Consider the following 24,953-nt stretch of genomic DNA (forward strand, 5'->3'; position numbering starts at 1 on the left):
GCGAGAAGGTACCTCGAAAAACCTCACAGATAATGGAAACTTCCTGTCCAGCTATGTTTTTGTTATAATAGTGCGGAGAATAATGAGGGAGTTGTGACGCTAGATGCAAGATCTATTTGAAAAAATGAAAGAATATCTCAACATGGATACTGAGATTTCTTTTGACGAGTTTGATGGCTACTACAAAAAGGTAACTGCGTTTCTAAACGATAGCTGGCAAACGCTGAACGAGGAAGATACCATGCACATGCTGTTCATCCTCGACAACCTCAAGTCAAACGGTGAAGATCGCTCCAAACGCAAAGTGAAGGAAGCGAAAAAATACGCAAAAATGGCACAGCGCACTGAGATTTGGGCGAATGCACTGATTGGTCGTCTGCGTGAAGCTGGTTTGACTGATGAAGAAATCGGCAAGCGTTACGAAGCAATTTACGAAGCAGTATAGGGTGTAGCGAAGAGAAAAACGGGTACCGTTTTGAGTGAATTAGCTCGAAAGGGAACCCGTTTTTTTGTCGTTGCTTTCCTGCCAAATGACAAGAAGATTGACAACTAGTGGGTTTCGGCGTAGAATGTTTAACTAATTCGAATAGTTCGTATCTATGAGCGTTGAAAAGGAAGAGTAGAAACAGAAAGCAGCGTGCAGAGAGCCGTTCCCCGTGCTGAAAGAATGGCCGCCAGCCTGTTTTGAAAATCACCTTGGAGCATTGTCCTGGAAAATCAGCTTGTGTAGCCAGTGAGTATAGGACAACGAATTCGTCCTCGTTATCGGACGGGAGTTTCATAGTGAACTGCCAAAGTCTGTTTTTCGTGAGGAAGACAGAGAAGCTGAGTGGTACCGCGATGCCCTCGCCTCAGCCAGCCGTGCGTAATTTGTGCGTAGCTGGTTGGGGCGGGGGCTTTTTGATTTGGTCTGGTCCTTATTACAAAAGAGAAGGAATTTGGGAGGAACATATATATGCATACGGTCAGAGTGGAAGACATCGTAGTAGCCAATCATGCATTAAAAGACGTTGTGGAGAAGACGCCCTTGCAAAAAAACAAAGTGCTGTCTGAGCGCTACGGTTGCAACGTGTATTTGAAAAGAGAAGACTTGCAGGTCGTTCGTTCCTTCAAAATCCGTGGTGCTTATCATTTTATGCGGAATCTTTCCACAATGGAGCGGGAGCGTGGTGTCGTCTGTGCGAGTGCGGGCAATCATGCGCAGGGTGTAGCTTACTCGTGTAACCATTTGCAAATCAAGGGCACGATCTTTATGCCAGCGACCACCCCGCGCCAAAAAATATCGCAGGTCAAGCTATTTGGCGGCTCCTATGTAGAGGTTGTATTGATCGGGGACACCTTCGATGATTCATTTGCAGAGGCGATGAAGTATTGCATTCAGGAAGATCGGACCTTTGTTCATCCGTTTGACGATCCATTGGTGGTAGCTGGACAAGGAACAGTCGGCCTGGAGATTATGAATGACATGGAGGAACCAGCTGATTTCGTCTTTATGAGTATCGGTGGAGGTGGATTGGCAGCGGGTGTGGGAACGTATGTAAAAGGCATCAGCCCGAACACCCAGATCATTGGCGTAGAGCCGGCAGGAGCAGCCTCAATGCAAGCCGCTCTGGAGCAAAACGATGTTGTCACCTTAGATGAAATTGACAAGTTTGTCGATGGTGCAGCCGTCAAGCAAGTAGGGCAGCTAACGATGAGTATTTGTCAGGAGCTGCTGGATGATATCGTGCTGGTCCCAGAAGGCAAGGTATGCACAACTATTTTGGAATTGTATAACAGCAATGCCATCGTCGTAGAACCTGCTGGTGCCCTGTCGATTGCCGCTCTCGATTACTACCGGGATCAAATCGCCGGGAAAAACGTTGTGTGTGTCATCAGCGGGGGAAACAACGACATTGACCGGATGCAAGAGATCAAGGAGCGCTCCCTGCTGCATGAGGGCTTGAAGCACTATTTTGTGATCAACTTCCCACAGCGTGCCGGAGCCTTGCGAGAGTTTATGGAAAAAGTATTGGGGCCGCACGATGATATCACCCGGTTTGAGTATACGAAAAAGAACAACAAAGAAAATGGCCCGGCGCTGGTTGGAATTGAAATGAAGTGCAAGGATGACTATCAGCCATTAGTCAGTCGGATGAAGCAGCATGGTATCCGCTATGTAGAGATTACGAATGATCCGTATTTGTTCAATCTGCTGATTTAGGCCATTGTGTTACAACAGATGCGGAATTTACAAAAATGTATGAATACAGCGAAAAAAGGAGCAATAAAGAGATAATGAGCGAGAGAGAAAGATAAATCGGCGTAATGTATTATAACAAACTTTTATAAAACAGATACTGTTGTAATACAATACAGATAATAACACACGGGGGGTTTTAATCATGACGCCGATCACTTCTTTCTTTCGCAATCTCGAAGCAAAATGCTGTGCTGCTTGCGGTCAGACGATCCACGAACAAGCTGAATCGTATGCAACAGAATGCGCACCTTGCCAAGAGCAAGCATCCTTTGACGCTTACAAATACTATCATCAAAAACGCTAAGCCGAGCATAAATACTGGATAAAGCAGGTATACCACAGGGCATGAGCCATGGCAGGTATACCTGTTTTTTGATTCAAAGAAAAAGCCGCTGTTCCATAACAACGGCTTTTTCGCATGTCAGCGCGGTTTATCGGCGTGCTTTGCAGCTTCCTGCTTGACGTAATCAATCAGTCCCAATTGAAAGCCTTCCTGTGTAAGGAGACGTTTGGCTTCATACGTACTCGCATAGTAGGCTTGGACATGCGGATCGTTGTCGAGAACGTAACGACACGCCTGATCACGAGAAAGCTCCTGGTACCAGTCTGCCTGTTTGATTTGGGCGACGAGATCCTCATATGCAGGTTCTGGCTTTTTCCATGGATTCAAACGATGAATAATTTCACCAAGGATTGCAACAACGATTAGAATTCCGATTAAAAACATGGCTGTCACCTCAAAGGTTGGATCACTCTCATGGTACCATTCTCCTGAAGACGCCGCCATGGGGAAGTCGGTCTGCTTGCAAAACAAGGAGAAAGCAGGCATGCTATATACTGTAAAAGAAAGGGCCGGAACGCCTGGGAAAAAGGAGGGCGCGAAATGTTTCATCCACTTGTTTTTGACAATATCAGGGTTGTGTTGGAAGGTGCGGTATACGACCGGGACTTCGAAGGGGCAATCACGATTACGAACCGTTCGGATGTCATGGATATGGCTACGTTCCATCGACAGTTTCAGATCGAGTTCAAACTAGCTGATCAACATGAGCATACCACAGCTGTCCGTGCTGAGATGCAGCTTCGTACCCAGTTAGCTGATATTGCAGCCGAGCAGCTAGAACAGCCGTTGACAGATCATATCGGATGTACGATTTGTATCCATTTTTTCTTGCAGATGGAGAATTACAGAGATGTGCCCGCCGAAGCGAGAGAAATCACATCGATTCTCAATGACATCTGGGGGCAGCGACCGTATATTACACAGAAAGTATCGGCAAAGCTAGAAGAGCATCGAATCGACTGGCCGCCGAAGCAAATAACCAATCAGGTGACGCTGGACTTTCATCGGAAAATTGATGAAGGCAACATCGATGACTTGAACGAATTAATCGATCATACGGTTCAGTCACTTCAAAAGCTACAGTTATACATGAATCAACAAGCAAAAAGGTAAGCGGACAGAACGGGGATTTACAAAAGGGCAGATGCGTATTATTATTTTGTTAACCTTATATTATTTTTAGTTAACAAAACGGAGGCTAGTACGCATGAGAAACGAACGCTTGAGATGGCTATTGCTCTCTGCCATCTTTGCTGCAATGACTGCGGTATTGTCGCAGGTGACAATTCCCTTGCCGTTGATTCCGATTACCGCGCAGACGTTAGCGGTAGGGCTGACGGCGACCATTTTGGGAAAACGATACGGGACACTTGCTTTGGTTATTTACGTTTTGCTCGGTGCAGTCGGATTGCCTGTATTCAGCGAGGCAAAAGGCGGATTGCAAATATTGGTTGGAAAATCCGGCGGGTACATATTTGGGTTTATTGCAACCGCTTATGTGACCGGACTCTACTTGGAGAAAACAAGATTCACCTTGAAAAACGCCATCATCGCCAATATCATTGGTATGTTTGTCACACTCGCTTTTGGTACTGTTCAGCTCAAATACGTCATGGACATTCCTTGGGATAAAGCTGTCGCTTTTGGTGTAACACCTTTCCTCATTGTAGGGGTTGTCAAAGCAGTTCTGGCTTCTCTGATTGGCATCAAGGTACGCGAGCGACTGATTGCTTCTCGTCTGTTGCGCACAGATCAGCCTGTTACACGATAAACAAAATGATTTCGTCAGCCACCCGAAGTTCGGGTGGTTTTTTTTCGCATAATCTCCTAAACGTGCCGGATACTATCGGTAGGATTTTGCATGTAAAAAGGAGGAGACGCATGAATATCACGACCACTGGCCCAAAAGGTCTTCCAATCTCAGGGAACTTGATGGCATTTCGCCGATCGCCGCTTCAGTTCATCCGCGACGCGGCAGAAGAGCATGGAGAAGTCGTCCATTTTCGCTTCGGTCCTTCCCGCCATATTTATCTGTTAACGAATCCGGATCACATCAAAGAGGTTTTGGTCAGCAAGCAGGCGCATTTTCGAAAAGGGAAAGGACTACAGGTTGCGCGAGCTGTTGTAGGAGATGGAATTCTTACCAGTGAAGGAAAAAAGCATTTGCGACAACGACGGCTTATGCAACCAGCTTTTCATCGAGATCGTATCGCCACCTACGGAGACGTGATGGTCCGGCAAGCAGTTGATCTCATGTCGGATTGGAAAACCGGGGAGCTGCGCGATATTCACTCGGACATGATGAAAGTAACGCTTGCGATCATTACGGAGACGATGTTTGGCAAAACCGTCAAGGAAGGCGCCGATCAGATTGGACATGCCATCGATGTTGGTTTGAAATATGTAGCAAACAAGGGCTCCTCTTTTATCGACATTCCGTTGTCCGTACCTACCAAAAGCAATCGGGAGTTCCTGGAGTCGAGTGAGCTGCTGGACAAAACGATCTACTCCTTGATCGAAGCGCGTCGTAATAGCCAAGGAGAAGAGCACAAGGACTTGTTGGGGATGCTTTTGGCTGCGCGTGATGAAGATGATGGGGAGGGAATGACAGACGAGCAGGTGCGCGATGAGGTCATGACCATTTTTGTAGCTGGCCATGAGACGACTGCGAATACCATGTCGTGGATTTTCTATTTACTGGCTACTCATCCCGAGGTGGAGAAAAAGCTGCATGATGAGCTGTCGACGGTGCTGTGTGATAAGCTGCCGACAGTTGAAGATATTCCGCAGCTGAAGTATACGAATCTCATTGTACAGGAAACGCTGAGGCTCTATCCTGCGGCTTGGACGATTAACCGAGAAGTGGTAGATGAGGTTGAGATCGGTGGTCACACGTACAAGCCTGGGGAAACACTGATGATGAGCCAATATGTCATGCACCGTGACCCACGCTATTATGAGCAGGCTGAAGAATTCATTCCAGAGCGTTTTAACAGCGACCTCTTAAAAAGAAATCCAGCTTATGCTTATTTCCCGTTTGGCGGCGGGCCGCGTGTTTGTATTGGGAATAACTTTGCTTTGATGGAGGCAGCTTTGCTATTAGCGACGATTGCACAGCGATATCGATTACGACTGGCTGAACCGAACCAGGTAGTGGAGCCCGAACCATTGGTCACCTTGCGTCCTAAGAACGGACTGCCGATGCGTTTAGAAAAGAGATAGGAAAAAAATGGGAGCAAGAGGCAAAAAAAGAGGCATCTTATCACTACGGTTTCGCCGATTGTGTCAGATACCGAACTGGGGGTTATTTATCACTGAAAGCAACATGCTTACAAAAATGATTTTACAAGTAAAATATAAAGAAATAATTAACTGAGAATAAATCTATATAAAGTAAGGGTAGCTTGTGAAAGCTACCCGTGGAAGAAGGGGATGGTGAAGGAGAAACTGCTTCCCATTCCCAATTCACTGTTTACCATCAGATCTCCGCCGTGAAGCCGGACGATGCTTTTGCAAATCGTTAAGCCTAAACCTGTACCGCCACTGTTGCGATTTCGTGATTTCTCCGCCCGATAAAACTTGGTGAAAATCTTCGTCAAGTCTTCAGCGGCGATTCCTTCCCCTTTGTCGATTACAGTGAAAAGGACATGTCCTTCTCGCTGATCACAGGTAAGGTAAATGGAGCCATCTGGTTTGTTGTAGTGAATGGCGTTGTTCAACAAATTTTCCATGACACGACGAAGCTTGGTCTCATCCGCTTCGATGTGTAGTTCATTGGAGATTCGTAGCTTCCATTGAAAGGTGAGGCCTGCCTCTTTGATTCTTGGCAAATAGTCCTCAATGATTCCTCGCAAGAAGCTTTTGACATGAATGCGGTTAATGCTGAGTCGAACTTCGGAGCTTTGCGTGGTGAAGTCCTGCAGCTCGTCCAGCAGCTTTTCCAAGTCCGTCGTTTTTAGCTCGATCTTGCCCATCTGTTTCTGTATTTTGGTCATATCCGTCACGCGACCAGAGCCGATGTATGAGGCATAACCTTTTATCGTGGTGAGAGGTGTACGGAAGTCGTGGGCGATCGAAGCAATCATTTCAGCCTGTCTTTCTTCCGCTAAGCGAAGTTCATCAACCATTTCCCCGAAATATCGAAAGAGTTGTCCAAATTCATCATGCGAGCGATACGTAAATGTGACCAGTCGCTTCCCTTCCTGGATTTCTTGGGTGACGCGCGATAATTCGTTAACTGGCCGTAGTATCCAGCGAACGAACAAAGCGAGCAGAACCAATCCTACCAGACTAATGCTTCCGTAAATAAACCAAAGCATCATGGAAACTCCTGTTGTAGCCATCATGTCGTAATCATCCGTGTAGAAATAAACAACAATCTCCCCTGTACGCGGTGGCTCCTGCTGAAAATGGTACTCAGCGACCACTTTGAGGTCACTTTGCTTAGCAGAATCGCCACGGCTTGATGAGGAGGGGGAAGGCATTTTTAAATTATAGGCGCTTGATGTTTTGCTATAGATGGTGTTTCCATTGGCGTCCTTCACGAGCATGCGGTACATCACGTCGTCTGGCAACTGCTTCTCAAGCTCCATGCGTTCGATTGGGTCCTTGAAATTACTGACGAGAAGCAGTTGATTGAGCATGACCTTCTCAGCGGCTTCCTTCTCAGCCTGGTACTGATTATGCCGGTCATTTTTGAGTTGAGCGACAATAATGTCTTGAAAAACAAATTTAAACAACAAAATGTTGAGTGTGAGCAAGGCAATGAAGGAGAGAAAAATTTTATTGCGCAAGCTCATTTAAAGCTTCTCCCCGATAAATACGTAGCCTGTCCCCCATTGTGTTTTAATGAATTGACGTTCTGTTTCCAGCTTCTCACGGAGGTTTTTAATATGGACCGTCACTGTATTGAGGGAGCCATAACCATATCCCCAAACACGGTCATAAATTTGCTCTCTTGTAAAGACGATGCCCGCATTTTCTGCGAGGAAGGTGAGCAGTTGGAATTCCTTGGTAGAGAGCTCGATCTTTTGGTTACATACATATACGGAATACGTTTCTTTATGAATTTCCAAGTCCTTGAATTTCAAAACCGTAATTGGAGAAGAGGCTGTTTCTTTCTCAGGCTGCTCTTCGGTATGCTTGCGAATGCGCTCATAGCGACGAAGGTGGGCACGAATGCGAGCGAGCAGCTCTTCTGTATCAAAAGGCTTCGTGATGTAATCGTCTGCGCCGATTTCGAAACCGACTACCTTATCTACCGCTTTTCCTTTGGCACTGAGAAACAGTATAGGCAAATCCCACTCACGGCGAATTTGAGAGCAGAGCTCGTAGCCACTCATGTTGGGCATCATAATATCCAAAAGGATCAGGTTGGGACGCTCACCTTGGCTGAGCAACGAGAGAGCATCTTCTCCGCTTTCAGCAGAAGAAACGCTGAAGCCCTCGTTCTCCAAAATGTCTTCTAGCAGTTCAATAATCTCCAGATTGTCATCGACAATTAAAATGTGATCTTTCACCGGAACAACCCCCAGTTACTTCTATTAATAAGGAATACCATTCAAAGAATGGGTCTTGTCTATCATAACATGCTTTGACCTTATCAGGGGAAGAAACCCCGTAAGTTATTAAGTTGTTCTAATATGTGAGGGTACCTCTTTAGACCAGGTACTAAATTTCGTCAGAAAAAGCCAGAGACGTAGTGTCCCTGGCTTTTATTATTTTGCCGAATGACTATTTTTTAGCTGGTTTTTCCGGCAACGATGCAGCTTGCACCGCTTTTTCCTTATTCGGAGTTTCTGCTTTCGCTAGAACAGGAGCATTGAGACGCTTGGCGCCTACATAACGCTTGCTCCAGTAGTATGGATCGTTCAACTTGGTGTTGACGACTCCACGACCAGATTCCGAGTGCACGAATGTGCCGTCTCCGATGTAGATACCCACGTGAGAAATGCTGCGACCGTTCGTATTGAAGAATACGAGATCGCCTGGTTGCAAATCTTTTCTGTCTACCTCTGTACCTAATTCGTACTGGGAAGCAGAATTGTGAGGCAGGTCTACACCTAACGCATCAAATACGTAGCGCGTGAAACCGGAGCAGTCAAAGCCCTTTTTGGACGAGCCGGAAGATTTGTAAGGGGTACCGTACAAGTCACTGACAACTTCATGGAGAGTATTCTCCTCAGCAGCCTGTGCAGCGCCTGCCCCCATAGCAAGTAATCCAGCCATAAATAAAGATAAAACCATCTTGCGCAAAAGAAACTGCTCCCTTCGTGAGCCTACGAGGTTAGCTGAAGGGTTCGGTCGAAAGGACGCCCTAGGCTGCTAGGAGTAGCAACCATTCACCCCAAAAACGTGGTTCCCCCGTTTCCGCTAAGCGGAATTCGGCTATTTTTCGATGTTTTTTTACACGCACTCTTACTAAGATTCTACGCCAGTCCTTTTTTTCCTTCTTTTTATCTGTTCATTCACATATTCGTCACAAAGATACCGTCAAATGCTGTAACGTTTTCGTTCGACAGTGCAAGCCGCCCTTCGACGCGGGCTTATTCCTGCCTTGCGGGAGAGCTCGTCCGATTAAGGCAGGAAAATGTCTCCGTCCAAGGACGGAGGGAAAAACCAACCGCACGCCCGTTATGGGAAGCCTATACCGAGGGCTACAATAAGGGCATAACGTTCCACAAGCACCACATGCAAAACGAATGGAGGTAAGCGAGTAATGAGCGAACGGTCTGGCAAAGTACTACTCGGGCTGGTTCTGCTGCTAGTCGGTGGGTTGGTTCTTCTCGATCTGGTGGGGATCGATATCGGAGACTTGCTCGGGTTTATCATTCCCGGCGTGATCATGATATACGGTGCCAAAAAGATCATGGGACAAACCGGTTCACGTTTTTGGGGAATCCTGGTCTTCCTATTCGGGTTCCTGATGTTGATTGGCAAGCTTGACCTACTGTTTCACGCGCTTCTGGCCATTGGGGTGATTTATCTGGGATATCGCTTACTGCGTCCCAGCCAAGAACCTAAACAAGCGCCACCTGCTTGGGAGCGTGAATGGGCCCAAAAAGTATTAAAGGAAGATACGCTGGACACTTGGGAGAGAGATGTAAGAAGACGCCCACAGTAACGCCAATGTCGCAAGAGTCTTTTGGATGAACAATATGATGTGATATGATGAGGAGGAAAAAATAATGAGTATCTTTAAACGTTTGCGTGACCTGACAGTAGCTTCGGTAAATGATGCATTGGATTCGATGGAAGATCCGGTAGTAATGCTGAATCAATATATGCGTGACATGGAAGTAGAAATCGGACAAGTTGAAGTAGCGGTTGCCCGTCAGGTTGCACTGGAAAAGAAATTCCGTCAGCAATTGGACGAAGCCAATGCTCTGATCGAAAAACGTGATCGCCAAGTCAAGCTCGCCTTGACTGAAGGAGAAGACGAGTTGGCTCGTCGAGCACTCGCTGACAAGAAGCAGTACGAAGGCCGTGCAGCGGAATATGAAACTCTCTACCTGTCAGCATCCGAGGCAGCTACGCAAATGCGCGAGAAGCTGGCTGAGCTGAAGGAAGAGTTCTATAAAATGCGTGCGAAAAAGTTCACACTGATGGCACGTGCACAAGTAGCTCGTACCCAAAAGCAAGTCAATCAAGCAGTTGTCGGTATCGGCAATCAGTCCGCAGGCCGTGGCTTCGCTCGCATGGAAGAGAAAGTCATGCGCATGGAAGCAGAAGCGCAAATGAGCGGGCAATGGCGTCAAACGAACCGCGCTTGGGAGAACGCTTTGTCTGAACTGGAAAAGGATGATCTCGATGCAGAACTTGCCAGCATCAAAGCATCCATTAAGGAAGTGAAAACACCGGTAGCCAAACCAGTACAATCCTAATTCAACAGGAACTGGGGGATAAGGTGTAGAATAGATTGTGTCAATTCGGCAGCCTGTGTACATCAGGCTGCTTTTCCCCTAGGAGGTACGATTCTTGCAGGACTTCTTGGTCTTTTTGCGGCGGTTTATCGCTGAGCCTGGACGCGTCGGTAGTATAATCCCCAGCTCTCGTTTTTTATGTGAGCAAATGTTGAAAAGCGTCGATTGGGCTTCAACCGATGTGATCCTGGAGCTGGGACCTGGTACAGGGGCATTTACCCAAACGATCTATCAGCGCTTGCATCCCGGCACACAGTACGTGCTCGTGGAACGAGATTCCCAATTTCGCTCTATGCTTCAATCACGTTTTCCCGATCTTCCTATCAGGGAGGAAGCGACTAAACTTAGGTCTTACTTGGAGGAGCAGGACCTTGCAAGTGCAGATGTCATTATCTCAGGTCTGCCATTCGCCAATTTTCCACAAGAGCTGCGGGCAGCAATTCTGGACGAAGTTCAATCTGTACTGAAGCCAGGGGGCCTATTTATTACATTCCAATATTCGCTACAACTCCAAGCTGAGTTGCAGGATCGTTTTCCCTGGGTCAAGATCGACTTTACCCTGTTGAACATTCCGCCTGCATTCATCTATACATGTCGTAATGGACAAAGTGAAAACGATCAGCGTGGGGCGTGAGAGAGGAGACTTTTGTGAAACTGTCCCGTTTGCACAAAATGTTGGCTGGTGTCCTGATTATTTTTACGGGAATCGGTCTTTTATTAGACAGTTTGGGTATCATATCGTTCGGTCTGTTTGACTTGTGGCCGATGGTGCTTATTTATTTTGGCCTTCGTTTGTGGGGGAATAAAAATCGGATTGGCGGAGGGATTCTATTCTCTCTTGGGACCATCATCGCGACGGATATGTGGTTCGGTGTCGGAATTGATGATTTGTTCCAGATTGCAGTACCAATCGTGTTTATTTATTTCGGCTTTCAGTTGATTCGGGGCAAGAACAACAAACGAGATCAGCGTGTGAATCAACCATTGGGAGAGAGTGGGACCCCTTCTGCTGCGGAGACGATTTTAACTAGTGATGCGAGTGTCCCGAATGACGTGAACGTTTCAACAGCAGAATGCCCTTGGCAAGACAACTGGAACAAATGGAAGCATGTTGGTGGCAAAATTCCTCATCACGAAAAAATGTCTTCATCACCTGACGACATGTTGCCAAAAGATTCCCGCAGTTCTCTGATTGGGGATTATCACCTGACTTCCGGGCGTTTTGAACTGAGTTACTTGCATGTCTGGCATGGAATCGGGGATGTTGTGATTGATCTTTCTCGGGCAGTGTTGATGCGGGATGAGGCGTTTCTTGTCGTAGAGGGCTGGGTAGGCGATGTGACGATTTATGTGCCTATCGATCTTCCTGTATCGGTAACGGCAGGCTTGAGTATTGGTGACCTGGAGGTGCTAAGCCACCGACAGGGAGGTATCAATCGCAGTGTTAAGATTCGTTCTGATCAGTATGATGAAGCATTGCAAAAAGTAAACTTGCATATCTCGCTGCTTGTCGGCGATATAAAAGTCAAGTACATCTAGGAGGTACTGGCGGATGCGTCGACAGCGATTGGCAAGTATTCAGTGGCAATACGTGCGCTATGGCATGTTACTGGCCGTCAGTGCAATTACTGCCGCGTTTATTTGTTTCTTTTGGCTATATTTTTTATGGAAAGACCACCCCGGGATTCATCGGTGGTACAACGAAATAATTAGCGACCGCAACCTCGTGAAGTGGCTGGCAGAATATATAGGCATCAATCTGCCTATCGATCCAGAGGGCTTGATTCAGCTTGCTGCTTTTGTTGTTTCTTTGCCGGCAGGTGTCTTAGTGGCATTGATCATTTCCTATATTATCGGCAATTTGTTGAAAAAAAGACTGAGTGTACTGTGGGAAGCTGCCATGAAGCTTGGACGCGGGATGTTGTCATATCGGGTTCCCGAATTGGGCGTCGATGAAGTCGGCGAATTAGGATGGCAGATCAATCGCTTGGCTTCGCAATGGGAAGAGCAAGTAGCATCTTTGCAGCGTTTGTCGAACCACAATGCGGCTCTCGCAGAGCAATTGAAGCATGCAGCAGTAACGGAGGAGCGACAGAGATTGGCGAGAGAACTGCATGACGCAGTCAGCCAGCAGTTGTTCGCTATCGCCATGACGACTGCGGCGATGAAGCGGCTTGTAGAAAAAAATCCTCAGCGTGCAGCCCAACAGATCGAATTGGTCGAAGAGATGGCAGCAGCTGCACAAGCGGAGATGAGGGCATTGCTCTTGCACCTTCGCCCGGCTACGTTACAAAACAAGTCATTGAAGGAAGCTATTCTGGAACTTTTAGATGAGCTGACGCGTAAAAATACCATGCAGCTGACTTGGGAGATCGAAGACGTCGAAGGCTTGCCGAGTGGAATTGAGGATCATTTGTTCCGTATTTTGCAGGAGTCCTTGTCCAATACATTGCGGCATGCCAGAGCTACCCAGATTACAGTGAAGCTATTTACACTGCAAGAGCAGGTTCGCCTGCGAGTAACGGATGACGGTGTTGGTTTTGATCCGGATGGGGAGAAAATGACGTCCTACGGTTTGCGCAGCATGCAAGAACGCGTAGCAGAGGTCGGAGGCTCCATGGAGATTTACTCGGCGATTGGGAAGGGGACGCAAATTGAGGTGCGTATTCCTCTAGTGTCACAGACGGAACGGGAAGGGTGAAGGCTCGGTGATTCGGGTACTACTGGTAGATGATCACGAAATGGTTCGGATGGGTCTGGCGGCTTATTTGTCTACAGAGGACGATATTGAAGTCGTAGCAGAGGCAGGAAGTGGGGAAGAAGGGGTGCGAATGACGCAAGAACTGCTCCCAGATGTCGTTCTGATGGATTTGGTCATGGAAGGCATCGGCGGTGTGGAAGCGACTCGGCGTATTCGTGAAAGCTGCCCTTCCAGTAAGGTTATTGTCTTGACTAGCTTTATTGATGACGAAAAGGTATATCCGGTCATTGAAGCGGGGGCATTCAGCTACTTGTTAAAGACTTCGCGTGCAGCCGAAATTGCAAAAGCAATTCGCTCTGCTGCGGCGGGTGAGCCAGTTCTGGAATCGAGAGTAGCAGGAAAAATCATGGCCCGTTTCCGTCATGGTCAAGAGTCTCATCCTCATGAACAGCTGACACCGCGCGAGTTGGAGGTTTTGAAGCTGATCGGTCAGGGCAAGTCCAACCAAGAAATTGCTGATGAGCTGATTATCGGGATCAAAACAGTCAAGACTCATGTCAGCAACATTCTTGCCAAGCTGAACGTGGAGGATCGCACGCAAGCGGCTATTTACGTGCACACGCATAGCTTAGGTTAAGCACATAGCATCATATAATAAGTAAACGCGCCAAATAGCTCCTCAGTAAACAGGGGCTTTTTCGCGCGTTTACTTGTTTAAACCGTTTTCTTGTATGCAAACCGTGAGTTTTTTTCGTAGATGTGGTAAAGATAGTAAGTAACGAATGAGAGATAACGGAAAGGAGGGACGGGCTATGAGGCACAAACCTCAAACACGCTCCAAGGTGCTTTCGGCTGACAATGGTGTGGATATCGTTGGGGATGTTCACGGCTGTTACGACGAATTTATAGAATTGCTCAAACGCTTGGGATATGAACGAGCCCCAGACGGTACATATCGCCATCCCCACGGCCGAAAGCTCCTTTCCCTCGGTGATATCACGAGTCGTGGACCTTACTCAATCAAAATGCTGCAATTTTTTCACCAGCATGTCACGGCAGGCCTGGCTGAAATGGTAGATAGTAACCACGGGTGGAAAGTAGCCCGCTGGTTGGATGGCAGACCAGTGACATTGGCTCACGGAGATGAAAAGGTAGAAGAGGAGATTCGGTTGTATCAGCAAGAATACGGACCGAAGAAGGCCTCCTTACTGCGTGAGCAGAGCCGTAGATTGCTATTTTCTTCTCCTTCGCACATGATCATCAAACAAAATGAAAAAATAGTAGCGATCGCAGTTCATGCGGGGATTCGCGACGATTACATAGGGATGGATTCGCCTGCGGTCTACACGTTTTGCCGATATGGCGATGTAGCAGGGACGGGGCCGGATGGGCGCCCGATCCGCAGAGAATGGGCAAAAGAACGAAAAGTGACTTCGCCCATCATCGTATGGGGACATGATCCGCATCCAGAACCAAAACGAAAAAATGGCACCATCAACATCGACCAAGGATGTGTGTTCGGCGGAAAGTTAACCGCCTACCGTTACCCAGAGGACGAATTGGTGAGTGTGCCAGCAAAAAGAAACTATTCGGGTTTAACGGATACGCCGCTGACCCGTTTTAAAGCAGATGATTAAACGGAGACGTGATATTACGGTTTGAGCTTTTCGAATAAACGCTTCAGGATGACAGCATGTGCCCAGAGCGGCAGAGGTTGGTCAGGCTGCTGACGCCATTGTTCGTCTGTTAAAAAGCCTTGATCATACAGCCAATTGACGGCTTCCTGCTTCCAGTCATCGCCGTTTCCGGGAGAAGTGGTGGGAGCAAGGGTAGGTGCTGTAGTAGGTTTTGGAGTTGAAGTAGGAGTCGTAGGGGGCTGGTAGGGAAGCTTAGCGTACGTGCAAAATGCCCGGACTACCCCTTCCGCGAGATCTCGCCAATCCTGCTGTAGTTTATTTGCATCCAACGCATTGTCGGCAAAGCCATACTCGACAATGACCGTCTCCACGCTACCAGTCTCCCGGTGCATGAAGTAGTAATCGAGCCGCGGATTATCTGGCAGTGTTCGCGTAAAAATGCGCCGATTCGGCATCCCCTCCGCTGTCAGGGCATCCTGGATCAATTGGGGAAAGGTTGGGGAGCCATAAATCGAGTAAATGACCTCGGAGCCCCGGCCGCCACCTGAGTTAATATGGTTGGATATGCAGTAGCGAGCACTGCTGTTTCGAACCAGAGCAGTCCGAGCCTCACTTGTCAGAGTCACATCGGTTGTTCGTGTGATCGCGACAGGAATATTTAGAGCCAAAAAGCGATTATATTGGTAAAGCGATATTTGCAAATTCATATCTTTCTCGGTAAATTGCGTGTTGTTACCTCCGCCTGGATCGCTGCCACCGTGTCCAGCGTCCAGAATCACAATTGGAGTCATAGTTGTTTCACCTCTTGCTATTAGAATATGCTTGAGACAAGGATGTTGTTGAGGGCAGTGTTCTCATTTTCCAAGTTTTCTAATCACAATTTACAGAAGATAGCTCAACTATGGTACAATAAAAGAGTTCATAATTACGTATAGAGGATGGTAATGTATTGATGGCTTGGTACAACTGGGTAATTCCAATTGTTACATTGTTAATCGGTCTCGCTGGTGGATTTTATGGAGGGACTTATTTATTGAAAAAACAAATGTCCAACATGCAAATGGACGACAAGCAGCTTCAAGCCATGGCCCGCTCAATGGGGATGAATCTCAATCAAAAGCAGCTCAAACAAATGAGTCGTACGATGAAAAACATGAAAATGCCAAATAAATTCGGGAAGTAGCGTGAAAGGGAGTGTCGTTTGATGGGGGCGACCCGGCTGCGCTACACGATGATCGGTTTTATTGTCGGTGTGTTTATCGTGTACTTGAAAGACCTGCCGCTTGCTGAAGGAACTCGATTTGCGGCCCCTTTTTACGGAGCGGGGATTGGACTGCTCATTGACGGCATTATTTTACGTATGAAAAAAAGAAAACAAGAGTAGGGGAAGAGCCTGGCGACGGATGCCAGGCTTTTTTCTGTTGGAAAGGGGCTTATTTTTCAAGAGAATCAGCAAAATACTGGACGATAAAATCACAGAACTGGCGTGCTGCCAGGGAGAGGTATCTTTTTTCGTGCCGAATCATTTGAAAATGTCGCTGGCAGATCGGGTGTTTGATCGGAAGCATGACTAGGTGAGGGTCTTCCTCTCGACTGATACAGCCATAGAGGGCGATACCAAGACCGGCCCGGACCAGCTTTTGGATAGAGCCGGGATCATCTACCCGACAAGCGAATTTGGGGGTAATCCCCGCTTTTTGAAAGAACTGATCGTACAGCATTTGGATGGGAAAGTCCTCACGGTAGCCGATAAAGGACTCTTCAGCCAGCTCGCTTAGTTGAATACTGGTTTGCTTGGCTAAGTGATGCGTGCGTGGGACAGCTACATGAATATCTTCTTTCAATACGGGCGTTGTCAAAATATCCGGTAGCTTGATCGGCAAATGCGTGAAGCAAATATCCACTTCGCCTGATTCCAAAAGGAGTGCCATTTCTTCCATGGTGGCTTGCGTGATCTGGAAATGCACATCTGGATGGAGTGCGAGAAACTTGCCCAACGGTTCTGATAATAGATCCAAGGTCGACGTTGCCAGATGAATACGACCATGCTCCATTCCGGCCAGATCCGATACGACTTTTTGACCTTCCTCCAACAAGTTCAGTGCTTTATCTACACGCTCCAAATACGCCTTCCCAAATGTATTCAGCCGAATACGTCCTCGCTCGCGATCAAATAACGGAACCCCGACATCCTCTTCCAACCGAGCAATGGTTTTGCTGAGAGCAGGCTGAGCAATTCGCAGCTCTTGGGCGGCTTTCGTCATATGCTGCCACTTGGCCACTGTTCGGAAATAGTGCAATTGCAACAATTCCATTCGATTCAACTCCATATACTCAGGTATATCAACTACATGTCAGAAGATATATTTTTGTTTATTTTAAAATCATTATAAACTACATCTAGCAAGGCCAACAATCACCTTCCCGGGAAGAAATCGGTGATAACGAGAGGTGTCTTTCCAATATGCAAACCGAACCACAACCACAATCTGCCGAAAAAGTTCTTTGCGTACTCGTGTTTACGCTCATGATTACGGTGATGAGTGCTACGATGTTCAATATCGTGTTACCGCAAATCAGGACGGAGTTTCATTTATCCTTTAGCCAAGTAAGCTGGGTGACGTCTGCCTTTTTGTTAATCTATGCGGTTGGAACCGTGATGTACGGAAAGCTAGCTGATTCCTACAAGCTCAAGCATTTGCTTACATTCGGATTGATTCTATTTGCCATCGGCTCCGTTATCGGTTTTTTCGCCGATAATTATGGCATGGTGCTTTTTGGGAGAATTGTGCAGGCAGCAGGAGCTGCTGTTGTTCCGGCGACGTCTTCCATTATTCCGGTGCGTTATTTTCCCCCAGAGAGTAGGGGCCGAGCTTTAGGAATCTCCATGACCGGGATGGCAATCGGTAGCGCATTAGGTCCTGTTCTCTCCTCTTTGCTGGTCAGTCTGCTCGATTGGAGATGGCTGTTCTGCATGCCGTTGTTCGCGCTTTTTGCCGTGCCTTTTTTCCGCAAGTATTTGGAGGAGGAGGAGCGGGAAGCCGTCAAAATGGACTGGGTCGGTGGTGGGCTTCTCGCCATAACGATTGCATTGCTTTTGCTCGCTATTACGAATCAGAGCTTGTTGCTCGCACTGGGGTGCATCCTCTCATTCCTTCTGTTCCTGTTAAGGATTCGGACGACTGCAGAACCATTTATTCGCCCTGGCTTATTCCGGAGTAAACGCTATTCGCTCGGGCTGGTCATTGCCTTTTTGATGATAGGGAGCGGCTATTCATTCGCTTTTCTTAGTCCACAATTGTTGGCTGATGTGAATCATCTGGCACCGGGGCTCATTGGCTTTGTCATGGTACCAGGAGCAATTGTGACCGCGTTTTTGGGGAAAAAGGCTGGGATTCTTGCAGATAAGAAAGGGAATTCGTATTTATTTTACACTGCGTCTACGCTACTTTTGAGCAGCTTTGTCCTATTCTCTTCCTTTGCGGGAGTTTCCCCGTTCTTCATTGCCGTTTTTCTGATTTTTGGCAATGTCGGACTATCGTTTATGATGATTTCGATGTCAAACGCAATCTCACAGTCGTTACCAAAGGAACAGATCGGCGTCGGGATGGGACTGTTGGCAATGCTGAACTTTATTGCGGGTGCACTTGCAGCTACCTTGTACGGCAAGTCGATTGATGGAGGAGCTGCTGAGAGCTGGAATCTGCTCAATAGCTATCCAGGAGCGTCGGTCTATAGCAATATTTATTCCGCTTTAGTGCTCGTGATATTGGGTCTCGCTTGCCTTTATTACAGACAGTTCAGCCGCAGATCGGTGAGAGAGGTCAATTAATTTGCTTATTAAAATTATTTTTATTGCTAGCCGCCATTGACAATCAGATATAAACCGAATAAAATTTCAAACAATAATAACAATAACGCGAAGAACGGGAACAGTAAGTGGACTGATCTGTTTAGAGAGCTGCGGGATGGTGCAACGCAGTCAGAGAAGCCAGTGAAGCTCGCCCGGGAGCGGCAGGACTGAACTAGATGTAGCGCTGCATCGAGTAGTAAGTTCTGACGGTTAACCTCCGTGATCGGGTTGTGCTGATCGACTAGGATCAGTACATGAGGTGGACTTCTGGCGAGTAGCTGGGGTCAACGAGAGTGGTACCGCGATAGACAAGGTCTGTCGTCTCTTCGATAGAGACGGCAGGCCTTTTTGATTTTCACAACGACATAGAACAAACGCGAAGAACGGGAGCTAGTAAAGCGAATTTCTTGTCCAGAGAGCTGCGGGTAGGTGCGACGCAGTCAGGAAATGCTCGAATCTCACCCGGGAGCGGCAAGGTTGAAAACGTTCAGTAGACCTTGACGGATCGTCCCACGTCATCGGGACAGCGAGGTGGATTCTCTTCTGAAAAAAGAGGGGATCAACGAGAGTGGTACCGCGGCAGCGAAAAGCCTGTCGTCTCTTGTATATGGAGACGGTGGGCTTTTTTTATTACGAAAAAAACGACTAAAAATTGAGGAGGCATTACCCATGACAAAACGAATCCATATTTTTGATACGACACTGCGTGACGGAGAGCAAGCGCCAGGAGCGTCTCTTTCGCCCGAGCAAAAAATCGTGATAGCAAAGCATTTGGCAGACCTCGGTGTGGATGTCATCGAACCGGGCTTTCCTATCTCCAGCCCTGGTGACTTCATGGCGGTGCAACGTATTTCGCAAGAGGTGCAGGGCGTGGAAATCTGTGGCTTTGCTCGTGCGGTGAAAGAGGACATCGACGCTGCCGTTCGGGCTACACAAGCGGCAGAGCGTCGCAGACTCCACATGTTTCTGTCATCCTCTAGCATTCATCTGGACTTCCAACTCCGCAAGTCCAGAGAGCAGGTGATTAAGATCGCCCGCGAGATGATTGCGTACGGCAAACAGTTTGTAGACCGGTTCGAATTTTCGCCGATGGATGCGACTCGTACAGGTGATGAGTTCCTGTTTGAGATGATTGAGGCAGCGATTGAAGAAGGGGCAACCATTATCAACATCCCCGATACGGTAGGTTACGCGCTTCCGGAAGAGTACGGAGCTATGTTCACTCGTGTCATGAAAAACGTTCGTGGCAGCGACAAGGTAGAGTTCAGTGCACACTGCCACAATGACCTGGGACTCGCGGTTGCAAACAGTTTGGCTGCGATTCGTGCTGGGGTCACTCAAGTCGAAGTAACGGTCAACGGGGTCGGTGAGCGAGCAGGGAACTGCTCCTTGGAAGAGCTGGTGATGGCCATTGAGACGCGCAAAGAAGCACTGGATGCCGAGACTGGCATCAGACCGGAGCACATTTACACCACTTCACAAAAGGTGAGTCGTGCCATGAGCTTCCCGATTGCTTTCAACAAACCAATTGTCGGTCGCAATGCCTTTCAACACGAAGCGGGAATTCATCAGGATGGTCTCTTAAAAGAGCGCAGCACCTACGAAATCATGGACCCGGAGAGCTTGGGCGTGCCTCGCAACATGATCATTCTCGGAAAACATTCCGGTCGCCATGCCATTAAGCACCGTGTAAACGAATTCGGGATACAGCTGACCGATGAGCAGATGGAGACACTGTACGTCCAATTTAAAGAGCTGGCTGACAAGCAAAAAGTTGTTCAGGATCATCAATTGCTTGAACTCGTGGGACATACCGTGAACGCCGTACTGGAGCCATTCACACTCGTAAATGCGCAAGTGCTCACCGGCACATCTGGACATCGCATGGCTTCCTGCACGATTACGAACAATGTGACAGGAGCAGAACAAGCATACTCTGGCACGGGAGAAGGACCTGTTGAGGCATTGGTGGCAGGCATCAAGCAGGCACTGCCGTTCGACGTGGAGTTTACGGACATGGAGCTGTATTCATTGTCGTCGGGAGAGCATGCGACAGGCGAAGCGATCGTGACGGTCAGCGCCAACGGAAGTCATTTTAAAGGAGTTGCCGAGCATCGAGATGTACTGATGGCGGTCGCGCAGGCGTTTATGGCAGCGAGCAATCAGGCGGTGCGTGATCATCAAGCAAAAGCTGTAACAGCCGGGGCTAGCTAAAAGCCAAAACATAAAAAGTCAGCCTGAAAACCTTGCTGTTTTATCACCATAGCAAGGTTTTTTTGTATGTTTGTAACCATAGTTTGACCGGGGAAACCGATTGTTTGACGGATAGTCGCTGTTCAGATGATTGTCTTTTTGTGGAGGAAACTGGAAATAAAATGTAACCTTTTGTAAGCTCGTGCGAATAATGCAAATGAGAAGCAGGAAACAAATCTGAGGAGGAAAGAATAGATGAAAAAATGGAATCGGGCAGTTATGTCAGTCATGGCGGCAACTCTTCTGACAGCAACGCCAGCATGGGCGGCTCAAGCTGAGAAGACTTCAGCCAGCCATACGGGAGTGGCGGTGGATGCAACAGCGCAGGCCATGGCCCAAAAAACAATCGACAAGCTGTCAGAGCTACTGCCATATATGAAAGAGCTCACTGTTCAGAAAATGGACATAGGAGAAACAAGCGATGTTGTAATGGTAGAACGAAAAAAGGGAGACGGTAAAAAAACTCCCCGGATGGTCATTTTTCTGGACAAGAAGACAGGGGACATCAACAGCTTTGGTTATAGGACAGATGAACCGGAAGACAAGGAGCTTCCGTTGGACGTCCAGAAGGAAAAAGCGGATGCATTTTTGAAAGCTTTATTGGGAGACGCGGCGAAGATGTACCAATATAATCCGCAAAAGTCAGAGCAATTGGGCGGTCCCGCATATCGGTTAGTCATAAACGGGGTTCCGCATCATGATGAAAAAATGTCTTTGGGTCTGAATGGGAATGGGGAGGTCGTCTCTCTGATCAGCAACGTTGGGCAGATCTCCAAGCAGATTGATCCTGCTTCCCTTCCGAAACCAGAAGAAGCGATGTCTTTAGAAGAGGCAGAAAAAGCAGTCGTAGGACTGATGACACCCGTTTATCGTTCGAATAAAGACCGCAGTGGCTTGATGTTGACCTATCAAGTCTCCTGGTCCGGATTCTTGGATGCCAAGTCGGGCAAATCAGTCGAGACCGAACATGCAAGATTTTACCGAGAACCTAATCTTTCAGCTCCTGCTACTCCAGTTTCGCCGCAGGGCCAAAAGTTGACTGCAAAGGATAAGGATGAAGCTGCGAGCCATTTGAAAAATCTTCTTGGCTTTGACACAACCGGAGCTACTTTTACTGAAAAGGTCCCCGAAAATAAGCCAAATGGGGATGTGAAGGAGTTTCAATGGAAAAAAGGGGATCAAGTCGCCAGCGTACGGGTAAAAACAACGAATGGTCAAGTCGTTGCTCTGTATTTGGAAGACGATTCTAAAGAGCCTAGCAAGAAGGTATCCATCGAAGAAGCTCAAAAGACAGCCCTGCAAGTGCTACAAACTTATTTGCATACCGATACAAAAGCTGTGGTACTGGACAAGGATTTCCGACTGAAGCAATCCGATCATTACATCTTCAATTTTTTCAACACGATAAATGGCATCCCGGTTGAGGATCAAACCTATAGGGTTGAGATTAACAGTGAGACAGGCAAACTCATGGGTCTGTTTGGAGAATTTGACCCCAGCGCAGTCACTTATCCCGATCCAGCCAAGGCAGTCTCACCAGAGAAAGCTGCCAAAGAGTATCTGAAGCATCACCCATTGGAACTGATGTACTATGCTCCGGTCATAGACCGTGAAAGTTCGGAGTCCACGATACTGGTTTACAAGCCACAAGAGAATGACTATATGTTAGAGTACGTAGACGCCCTGACTGGGGAGTCTATCCAAAACCCAAGAAAGAAGAAATAAGGGAGTGCCGTGCTTGCTTTCAATAATGGAGCAAGCACACTTGTTTTGTGTAAAGGAGGGAAGCAGATGTATGGGAGCTATGAAGAGCGGATTCATGATCTTGTCGAAACCTATTATCAGGACATCTATTATTTCCTCTATCACTTTATTGGGAACAGAAACGACGCGGAAGATATCACCCAAGAAGTATTCACGCGGGTGTTGCAGGCATTGCCTCGGTATGACGGAAGAGTGCAGATAAAAACATGGATATTTTCCATTGCCAAACATGCTGCCATTGATCTTTATCGACGCAAAAAATTCCAGAGAATATTCGCGGATATTTGGTTTAAAGAGCTTCCAGCCAAGGATGGCTTGCCAGAAGAGATTTATATGGAAAAGGAGAGAGACCGCCAGCTTAGAGATGCGATTCTCTCGCTTCCTCCCAAGTATCGCATGGTTGTGATTTTACGTTCTATTGAGGGGCACAGCGTGAAAGAGACAGCAGAGCTCCTGGGTATCTCTGAGTCCAAAGCCAAGGTAGACTATCATCGGGCCATTAAACTCGTTCAACAAAAGATGGAGGAAAGGGGACGGAAGGAGGGGGGAGCACATGTATTGGAAAGACGTAGATATCCTACATGAGAGAATGAAAGAATTGAATCAATATGCTCCAAAACCGCAAATGGAAGCAAAGGAACGGCTAAGAGTGGCTTTGGCGGCGAAAGCAAGGAAAATGGATCAGCAGTCAATCGCCAGCAATCGAATGATCAAGAGTGTTCAGGCTGTTGCCTTTTTACTGTTGGTTGCCTGGGGAGCTTCACTCGCTCTTCCTTCAACAGATGTAGAAGAACCAAGGCACTCGTCACCAGAACAGTTGTCTCCTCCGAGTTTTGAACCGATGACTGTTGCAAAAATAGCTCCTGAAGATACCAAGGAAAGTGTACCGGTACCTCCTGCGGTTGGGGGGAAAAAAGAACAGATAGCGGGGCCAGAAAAACGAGTCACTGCAAAAGAGTCGAGAATAGGAGAGAAATCTCCTAAGGAGAGCACTGCTATGACAACAACGGCTCCCTACAGCAAAACGACCTCGACTACCCTGCATGACCAAGCAGCTGCCTATCTCAAGCAAATGGTTGGACAGGATAGTCGCTCCTACCAGTTTGTAGATTCCTTGTCGGATACAAAGCAAAAGCAATTTGTCTTTGCGCGTACCGTAAACGGGATTCCGTTCATCAATGATCACTACATCGTGATGCTGGATGAAGCCAACAACGGAAAATCTGTACTTGCTAGCCAGATTCAGAAAAGAGAACGAAATGAACAAACCTTTCCTGATCCATCCCGTACGATTTCTAAAGTAGAGGCGGAGTCCATTCTAGCCGATGTCATGTCGCTTTTCTATTCAGACACGCAGAACATCAGCTACAATCCTGACCTGATGGGTTTTGTAGATGCCAAAGATGGTCAATTGATTGGAGTCGAGAGGGAATATAGCCAATTGCGTGGCAAGAATTACAAGGTGAGTGGCGTTGGAACGAGAATGATTGCTATGAATAAAGAAGAGGCCTTGAGAATATTGGAAACGAATTTTGATTTCACGGTAGAAGGAGAAAGCTTGTGGAAAGTGGAGCACTACAAGTATACGACTACCTATTATTGGAAGGTGGGCAAGAACAGTTCTGTTTCTCTTCAGGCGAACGATTTGACAGGTGAGGTCACCGGAATCGAGTATGTGAATCCGCCAACCTCTCCTTCTGCTGAAGCGAAGGATGCTGCTGTTGTGACCGATACAGCCGTTTCATTCCTTCAAAAATATCTGGATTCCGAAATTACGGGGCTGCAAGTGATCAAAGTTGAACTCCATTCACCTACATACCGCATCTATTTCAAAGCTCTGTCTGGAAAAAAGCCTCCGGTGAATCATGTACAAGGGTACACGGTTGACATCGACTCCAAAACCGGAAAGGTGATCGGCTTTCAGAAGGATTTATCCAGCAACACTTCAAGTGCGCAGACTGACGAGCAAGAGATGCAGCCAGAAAAAGCAGCGAGAGCCTACTTGAAAAACCATCCTGTAGAGCTGGCTTATATATGGGTGAAAGGCCAAGAGACCCCTTCGCTAGTCTATGTGCCTTTGGAACCAAAGGCAATGGCGAGCTATCTTGATTAAACAAACGGTGCAGGATAAGAACGCGCCATTATCTCCATTGCGGGACGAATCACACATGCTAGCCGAAAAAGGTCCCCTTTGTGCGGGGCTGTTGACAAATTGCCGTAGAGATAGGGGTTTCTGGG

26 protein-coding genes, 1 riboswitch and 3 other annotated features are annotated in these 24,953 nt (G+C 47.5%); of the genes, 20 read left to right on the forward strand and 6 right to left on the reverse strand.

What is annotated here, in order from left to right:
* Nucleotides 1–103 precede the first annotated feature (103 nt).
* The 3 genes from ACUUHJ_RS05580 to yhfH all read left to right on the forward strand — a co-directional run bounded on the left by ACUUHJ_RS05580 (nt 104) and on the right by yhfH (nt 2,546).
* Nucleotides 104–445 carry a hypothetical protein gene (locus tag ACUUHJ_RS05580; RefSeq protein ID WP_048031397.1) on the forward strand — a complete coding sequence of 114 codons (342 nt, stop codon included), beginning with the start codon at nt 104–106 and terminating at the stop codon, nt 443–445.
* 152 nt (nt 446–597) lie between these two features.
* Nucleotides 598–857 (forward strand) — a binding site (T-box leader).
* 98 nt (nt 858–955) lie between these two features.
* Nucleotides 956–2,203: a threonine ammonia-lyase IlvA gene (ilvA, locus tag ACUUHJ_RS05585; protein WP_016742816.1), complete on the forward strand. Its 1,248-nt coding sequence runs from the start codon at nt 956–958 to the stop codon at nt 2,201–2,203.
* Nucleotides 2,204–2,384: 181 nt separating this feature from the next.
* A complete protein-coding gene (gene yhfH, locus ACUUHJ_RS05590) occupies nt 2,385–2,546 on the forward strand; it encodes a protein YhfH (protein WP_016742815.1) in 162 nt (53 codons plus the stop codon).
* 117 nt (nt 2,547–2,663) lie between these two features.
* On the opposite strand, the gene ACUUHJ_RS05595 is transcribed toward yhfH, so the two are convergent.
* Nucleotides 2,664–3,029, reverse strand: a complete 366-nt coding sequence (locus ACUUHJ_RS05595) for a hypothetical protein (RefSeq protein WP_472298434.1) — start codon at nt 3,027–3,029, stop codon at nt 2,664–2,666.
* A 96-nt stretch (nt 3,030–3,125) separates the two neighbouring features.
* Between ACUUHJ_RS05595 and ACUUHJ_RS05600 the strand changes: the two genes are divergently transcribed.
* From ACUUHJ_RS05600 to ACUUHJ_RS05610, 3 genes are all read left to right on the forward strand, one after another.
* Nucleotides 3,126–3,698 (forward strand): hypothetical protein, encoded by a 573-nt coding sequence (locus ACUUHJ_RS05600; protein WP_289676364.1) that lies wholly within the window; start codon nt 3,126–3,128, stop codon nt 3,696–3,698.
* 94 nt (nt 3,699–3,792) lie between these two features.
* Entirely contained in the window at nt 3,793–4,356 is a 564-nt protein-coding gene (locus ACUUHJ_RS05605; protein WP_289676365.1) for a biotin transporter BioY, read from the forward strand.
* 110 nt (nt 4,357–4,466) lie between these two features.
* Entirely contained in the window at nt 4,467–5,807 is a 1,341-nt protein-coding gene (locus ACUUHJ_RS05610; protein ID WP_289676367.1) for a cytochrome P450, read from the forward strand.
* 191 nt (nt 5,808–5,998) lie between these two features.
* Here ACUUHJ_RS05610 and ACUUHJ_RS05615 read toward each other — a convergent pair whose 3' ends face one another.
* The 3 genes from ACUUHJ_RS05615 to ACUUHJ_RS05625 all read right to left on the reverse strand — a co-directional run bounded on the left by ACUUHJ_RS05615 (nt 5,999) and on the right by ACUUHJ_RS05625 (nt 8,840).
* Nucleotides 5,999–7,384, reverse strand: a complete 1,386-nt coding sequence (locus tag ACUUHJ_RS05615) for a sensor histidine kinase (protein ID WP_289676369.1) — start codon at nt 7,382–7,384, stop codon at nt 5,999–6,001.
* Nucleotides 7,385–8,104, reverse strand: a complete 720-nt coding sequence (locus tag ACUUHJ_RS05620; RefSeq protein WP_012684732.1) for a response regulator transcription factor — start codon at nt 8,102–8,104, stop codon at nt 7,385–7,387.
* A gap of 214 nt (nt 8,105–8,318) precedes the next feature.
* Nucleotides 8,319–8,840, reverse strand: coding sequence for a C40 family peptidase (locus ACUUHJ_RS05625; RefSeq protein WP_289676370.1), 522 nt, complete (start codon nt 8,838–8,840; stop codon nt 8,319–8,321).
* Nucleotides 8,841–8,844: 4 nt separating this feature from the next.
* Nucleotides 8,845–8,984: riboswitch (cyclic di-AMP (ydaO/yuaA leader) on the reverse strand.
* Between the two features lie 319 nt (nt 8,985–9,303).
* On the opposite strand from ACUUHJ_RS05625, the gene ACUUHJ_RS05630 reads away from it, so the two are divergent.
* The 7 genes from ACUUHJ_RS05630 to prpE all read left to right on the forward strand — a co-directional run bounded on the left by ACUUHJ_RS05630 (nt 9,304) and on the right by prpE (nt 14,845).
* Nucleotides 9,304–9,708 carry a LiaF transmembrane domain-containing protein gene (locus ACUUHJ_RS05630; RefSeq protein ID WP_012684734.1) on the forward strand — a complete coding sequence of 135 codons (405 nt, stop codon included), beginning with the start codon at nt 9,304–9,306 and terminating at the stop codon, nt 9,706–9,708.
* 64 nt (nt 9,709–9,772) lie between these two features.
* A complete protein-coding gene (locus tag ACUUHJ_RS05635; RefSeq protein ID WP_289676371.1) occupies nt 9,773–10,468 on the forward strand; it encodes a PspA/IM30 family protein in 696 nt (231 codons plus the stop codon).
* Nucleotides 10,469–10,562: 94 nt separating this feature from the next.
* Entirely contained in the window at nt 10,563–11,141 is a 579-nt protein-coding gene (locus tag ACUUHJ_RS05640) for a class I SAM-dependent methyltransferase (protein WP_289676372.1), read from the forward strand.
* A 14-nt stretch (nt 11,142–11,155) separates the two neighbouring features.
* On the forward strand, nt 11,156–12,046 hold the full coding sequence (liaF, locus tag ACUUHJ_RS05645) for a cell wall-active antibiotics response protein LiaF (protein WP_289676373.1): 891 nt from the start codon (nt 11,156–11,158) through the stop codon (nt 12,044–12,046).
* A 13-nt stretch (nt 12,047–12,059) separates the two neighbouring features.
* The gene (locus tag ACUUHJ_RS05650) at nt 12,060–13,208 is read left to right on the forward strand and encodes a sensor histidine kinase (protein ID WP_289676375.1); all 1,149 of its coding nucleotides are present in this window, start codon (nt 12,060–12,062) and stop codon (nt 13,206–13,208) included.
* 7 nt (nt 13,209–13,215) lie between these two features.
* Nucleotides 13,216–13,845 carry a response regulator gene (locus ACUUHJ_RS05655; protein ID WP_016742803.1) on the forward strand — a complete coding sequence of 210 codons (630 nt, stop codon included), beginning with the start codon at nt 13,216–13,218 and terminating at the stop codon, nt 13,843–13,845.
* 175 nt (nt 13,846–14,020) lie between these two features.
* Nucleotides 14,021–14,845, forward strand: coding sequence for a bis(5'-nucleosyl)-tetraphosphatase PrpE (prpE, locus tag ACUUHJ_RS05660; RefSeq protein WP_289676376.1), 825 nt, complete (start codon nt 14,021–14,023; stop codon nt 14,843–14,845).
* Nucleotides 14,846–14,859: 14 nt separating this feature from the next.
* On the opposite strand, the gene ACUUHJ_RS05665 is transcribed toward prpE, so the two are convergent.
* A complete protein-coding gene (locus ACUUHJ_RS05665; protein WP_472298435.1) occupies nt 14,860–15,636 on the reverse strand; it encodes an N-acetylmuramoyl-L-alanine amidase family protein in 777 nt (258 codons plus the stop codon).
* A 161-nt stretch (nt 15,637–15,797) separates the two neighbouring features.
* Between ACUUHJ_RS05665 and ACUUHJ_RS05670 the strand changes: the two genes are divergently transcribed.
* Together ACUUHJ_RS05670 and ACUUHJ_RS05675 are read left to right on the forward strand one after the other, a co-directional pair.
* Nucleotides 15,798–16,028: a YneF family protein gene (locus ACUUHJ_RS05670; protein WP_012684742.1), complete on the forward strand. Its 231-nt coding sequence runs from the start codon at nt 15,798–15,800 to the stop codon at nt 16,026–16,028.
* 21 nt (nt 16,029–16,049) lie between these two features.
* Nucleotides 16,050–16,229 carry a hypothetical protein gene (locus ACUUHJ_RS05675; RefSeq protein ID WP_012684743.1) on the forward strand — a complete coding sequence of 60 codons (180 nt, stop codon included), beginning with the start codon at nt 16,050–16,052 and terminating at the stop codon, nt 16,227–16,229.
* Between the two features lie 49 nt (nt 16,230–16,278).
* On the opposite strand, the gene ACUUHJ_RS05680 is transcribed toward ACUUHJ_RS05675, so the two are convergent.
* Nucleotides 16,279–17,160, reverse strand: a complete 882-nt coding sequence (locus ACUUHJ_RS05680) for a LysR family transcriptional regulator (RefSeq protein WP_012684744.1) — start codon at nt 17,158–17,160, stop codon at nt 16,279–16,281.
* A 149-nt stretch (nt 17,161–17,309) separates the two neighbouring features.
* On the opposite strand from ACUUHJ_RS05680, the gene ACUUHJ_RS05685 reads away from it, so the two are divergent.
* The 5 genes from ACUUHJ_RS05685 to ACUUHJ_RS05705 all read left to right on the forward strand — a co-directional run bounded on the left by ACUUHJ_RS05685 (nt 17,310) and on the right by ACUUHJ_RS05705 (nt 24,828).
* Nucleotides 17,310–18,677 (forward strand): MFS transporter, encoded by a 1,368-nt coding sequence (locus ACUUHJ_RS05685; RefSeq protein WP_289676378.1) that lies wholly within the window; start codon nt 17,310–17,312, stop codon nt 18,675–18,677.
* A gap of 81 nt (nt 18,678–18,758) precedes the next feature.
* Nucleotides 18,759–19,027, forward strand: a binding site (T-box leader).
* A 41-nt stretch (nt 19,028–19,068) separates the two neighbouring features.
* Nucleotides 19,069–19,303, forward strand: a binding site (T-box leader).
* A gap of 64 nt (nt 19,304–19,367) precedes the next feature.
* Entirely contained in the window at nt 19,368–20,912 is a 1,545-nt protein-coding gene (locus ACUUHJ_RS05690; RefSeq protein WP_289676380.1) for a 2-isopropylmalate synthase, read from the forward strand.
* 234 nt (nt 20,913–21,146) lie between these two features.
* Entirely contained in the window at nt 21,147–22,676 is a 1,530-nt protein-coding gene (locus ACUUHJ_RS05695; protein ID WP_472298436.1) for a YcdB/YcdC domain-containing protein, read from the forward strand.
* Nucleotides 22,677–22,742: 66 nt separating this feature from the next.
* The gene (locus tag ACUUHJ_RS05700) at nt 22,743–23,300 is read left to right on the forward strand and encodes an RNA polymerase sigma factor (RefSeq protein ID WP_016742795.1); all 558 of its coding nucleotides are present in this window, start codon (nt 22,743–22,745) and stop codon (nt 23,298–23,300) included.
* Nucleotides 23,269–24,828 (forward strand): hypothetical protein, encoded by a 1,560-nt coding sequence (locus ACUUHJ_RS05705; protein ID WP_472298437.1) that lies wholly within the window; start codon nt 23,269–23,271, stop codon nt 24,826–24,828. The genes ACUUHJ_RS05700 and ACUUHJ_RS05705 overlap by 32 nt, the downstream gene beginning before the upstream one ends.
* The last annotated feature ends 125 nt before the right edge of the window (nt 24,829–24,953 follow it).

It is taken from the genome of Brevibacillus schisleri (assembly GCF_055685845.1).

Bases quoted from the DNA above. Each gene is read 5' to 3' on its own strand.
- ACUUHJ_RS05580 (WP_048031397.1), top strand. From the start codon at position 104: ATGCAAGATCTATTTGAAAAAATGAAAGAATATCTCAACATGGATACT.
- ilvA (WP_016742816.1), top strand. From the start codon at position 956: ATGCATACGGTCAGAGTGGAAGACATCGTAGTAGCCAATCATGCATTA.
- yhfH (WP_016742815.1), top strand. From the start codon at position 2,385: ATGACGCCGATCACTTCTTTCTTTCGCAATCTCGAAGCAAAATGCTGT.
- ACUUHJ_RS05595 (WP_472298434.1), bottom strand. From the start codon at position 3,029: ATGGCGGCGTCTTCAGGAGAATGGTACCATGAGAGTGATCCAACCTTT.
- ACUUHJ_RS05600 (WP_289676364.1), top strand. From the start codon at position 3,126: ATGTTTCATCCACTTGTTTTTGACAATATCAGGGTTGTGTTGGAAGGT.
- ACUUHJ_RS05605 (WP_289676365.1), top strand. From the start codon at position 3,793: ATGAGAAACGAACGCTTGAGATGGCTATTGCTCTCTGCCATCTTTGCT.
- ACUUHJ_RS05610 (WP_289676367.1), top strand. From the start codon at position 4,467: ATGAATATCACGACCACTGGCCCAAAAGGTCTTCCAATCTCAGGGAAC.
- ACUUHJ_RS05615 (WP_289676369.1), bottom strand. From the start codon at position 7,384: ATGAGCTTGCGCAATAAAATTTTTCTCTCCTTCATTGCCTTGCTCACA.
- ACUUHJ_RS05630 (WP_012684734.1), top strand. From the start codon at position 9,304: ATGAGCGAACGGTCTGGCAAAGTACTACTCGGGCTGGTTCTGCTGCTA.
- ACUUHJ_RS05635 (WP_289676371.1), top strand. From the start codon at position 9,773: ATGAGTATCTTTAAACGTTTGCGTGACCTGACAGTAGCTTCGGTAAAT.
- ACUUHJ_RS05650 (WP_289676375.1), top strand. From the start codon at position 12,060: ATGCGTCGACAGCGATTGGCAAGTATTCAGTGGCAATACGTGCGCTAT.
- prpE (WP_289676376.1), top strand. From the start codon at position 14,021: ATGAGGCACAAACCTCAAACACGCTCCAAGGTGCTTTCGGCTGACAAT.
- ACUUHJ_RS05665 (WP_472298435.1), bottom strand. From the start codon at position 15,636: ATGACTCCAATTGTGATTCTGGACGCTGGACACGGTGGCAGCGATCCA.
- ACUUHJ_RS05670 (WP_012684742.1), top strand. From the start codon at position 15,798: ATGGCTTGGTACAACTGGGTAATTCCAATTGTTACATTGTTAATCGGT.
- ACUUHJ_RS05675 (WP_012684743.1), top strand. From the start codon at position 16,050: ATGGGGGCGACCCGGCTGCGCTACACGATGATCGGTTTTATTGTCGGT.
- ACUUHJ_RS05680 (WP_012684744.1), bottom strand. From the start codon at position 17,160: ATGGAATTGTTGCAATTGCACTATTTCCGAACAGTGGCCAAGTGGCAG.
- ACUUHJ_RS05685 (WP_289676378.1), top strand. From the start codon at position 17,310: ATGCAAACCGAACCACAACCACAATCTGCCGAAAAAGTTCTTTGCGTA.
- ACUUHJ_RS05690 (WP_289676380.1), top strand. From the start codon at position 19,368: ATGACAAAACGAATCCATATTTTTGATACGACACTGCGTGACGGAGAG.
- ACUUHJ_RS05695 (WP_472298436.1), top strand. From the start codon at position 21,147: ATGAAAAAATGGAATCGGGCAGTTATGTCAGTCATGGCGGCAACTCTT.
- ACUUHJ_RS05700 (WP_016742795.1), top strand. From the start codon at position 22,743: ATGTATGGGAGCTATGAAGAGCGGATTCATGATCTTGTCGAAACCTAT.
- ACUUHJ_RS05705 (WP_472298437.1), top strand. From the start codon at position 23,269: ATGTATTGGAAAGACGTAGATATCCTACATGAGAGAATGAAAGAATTG.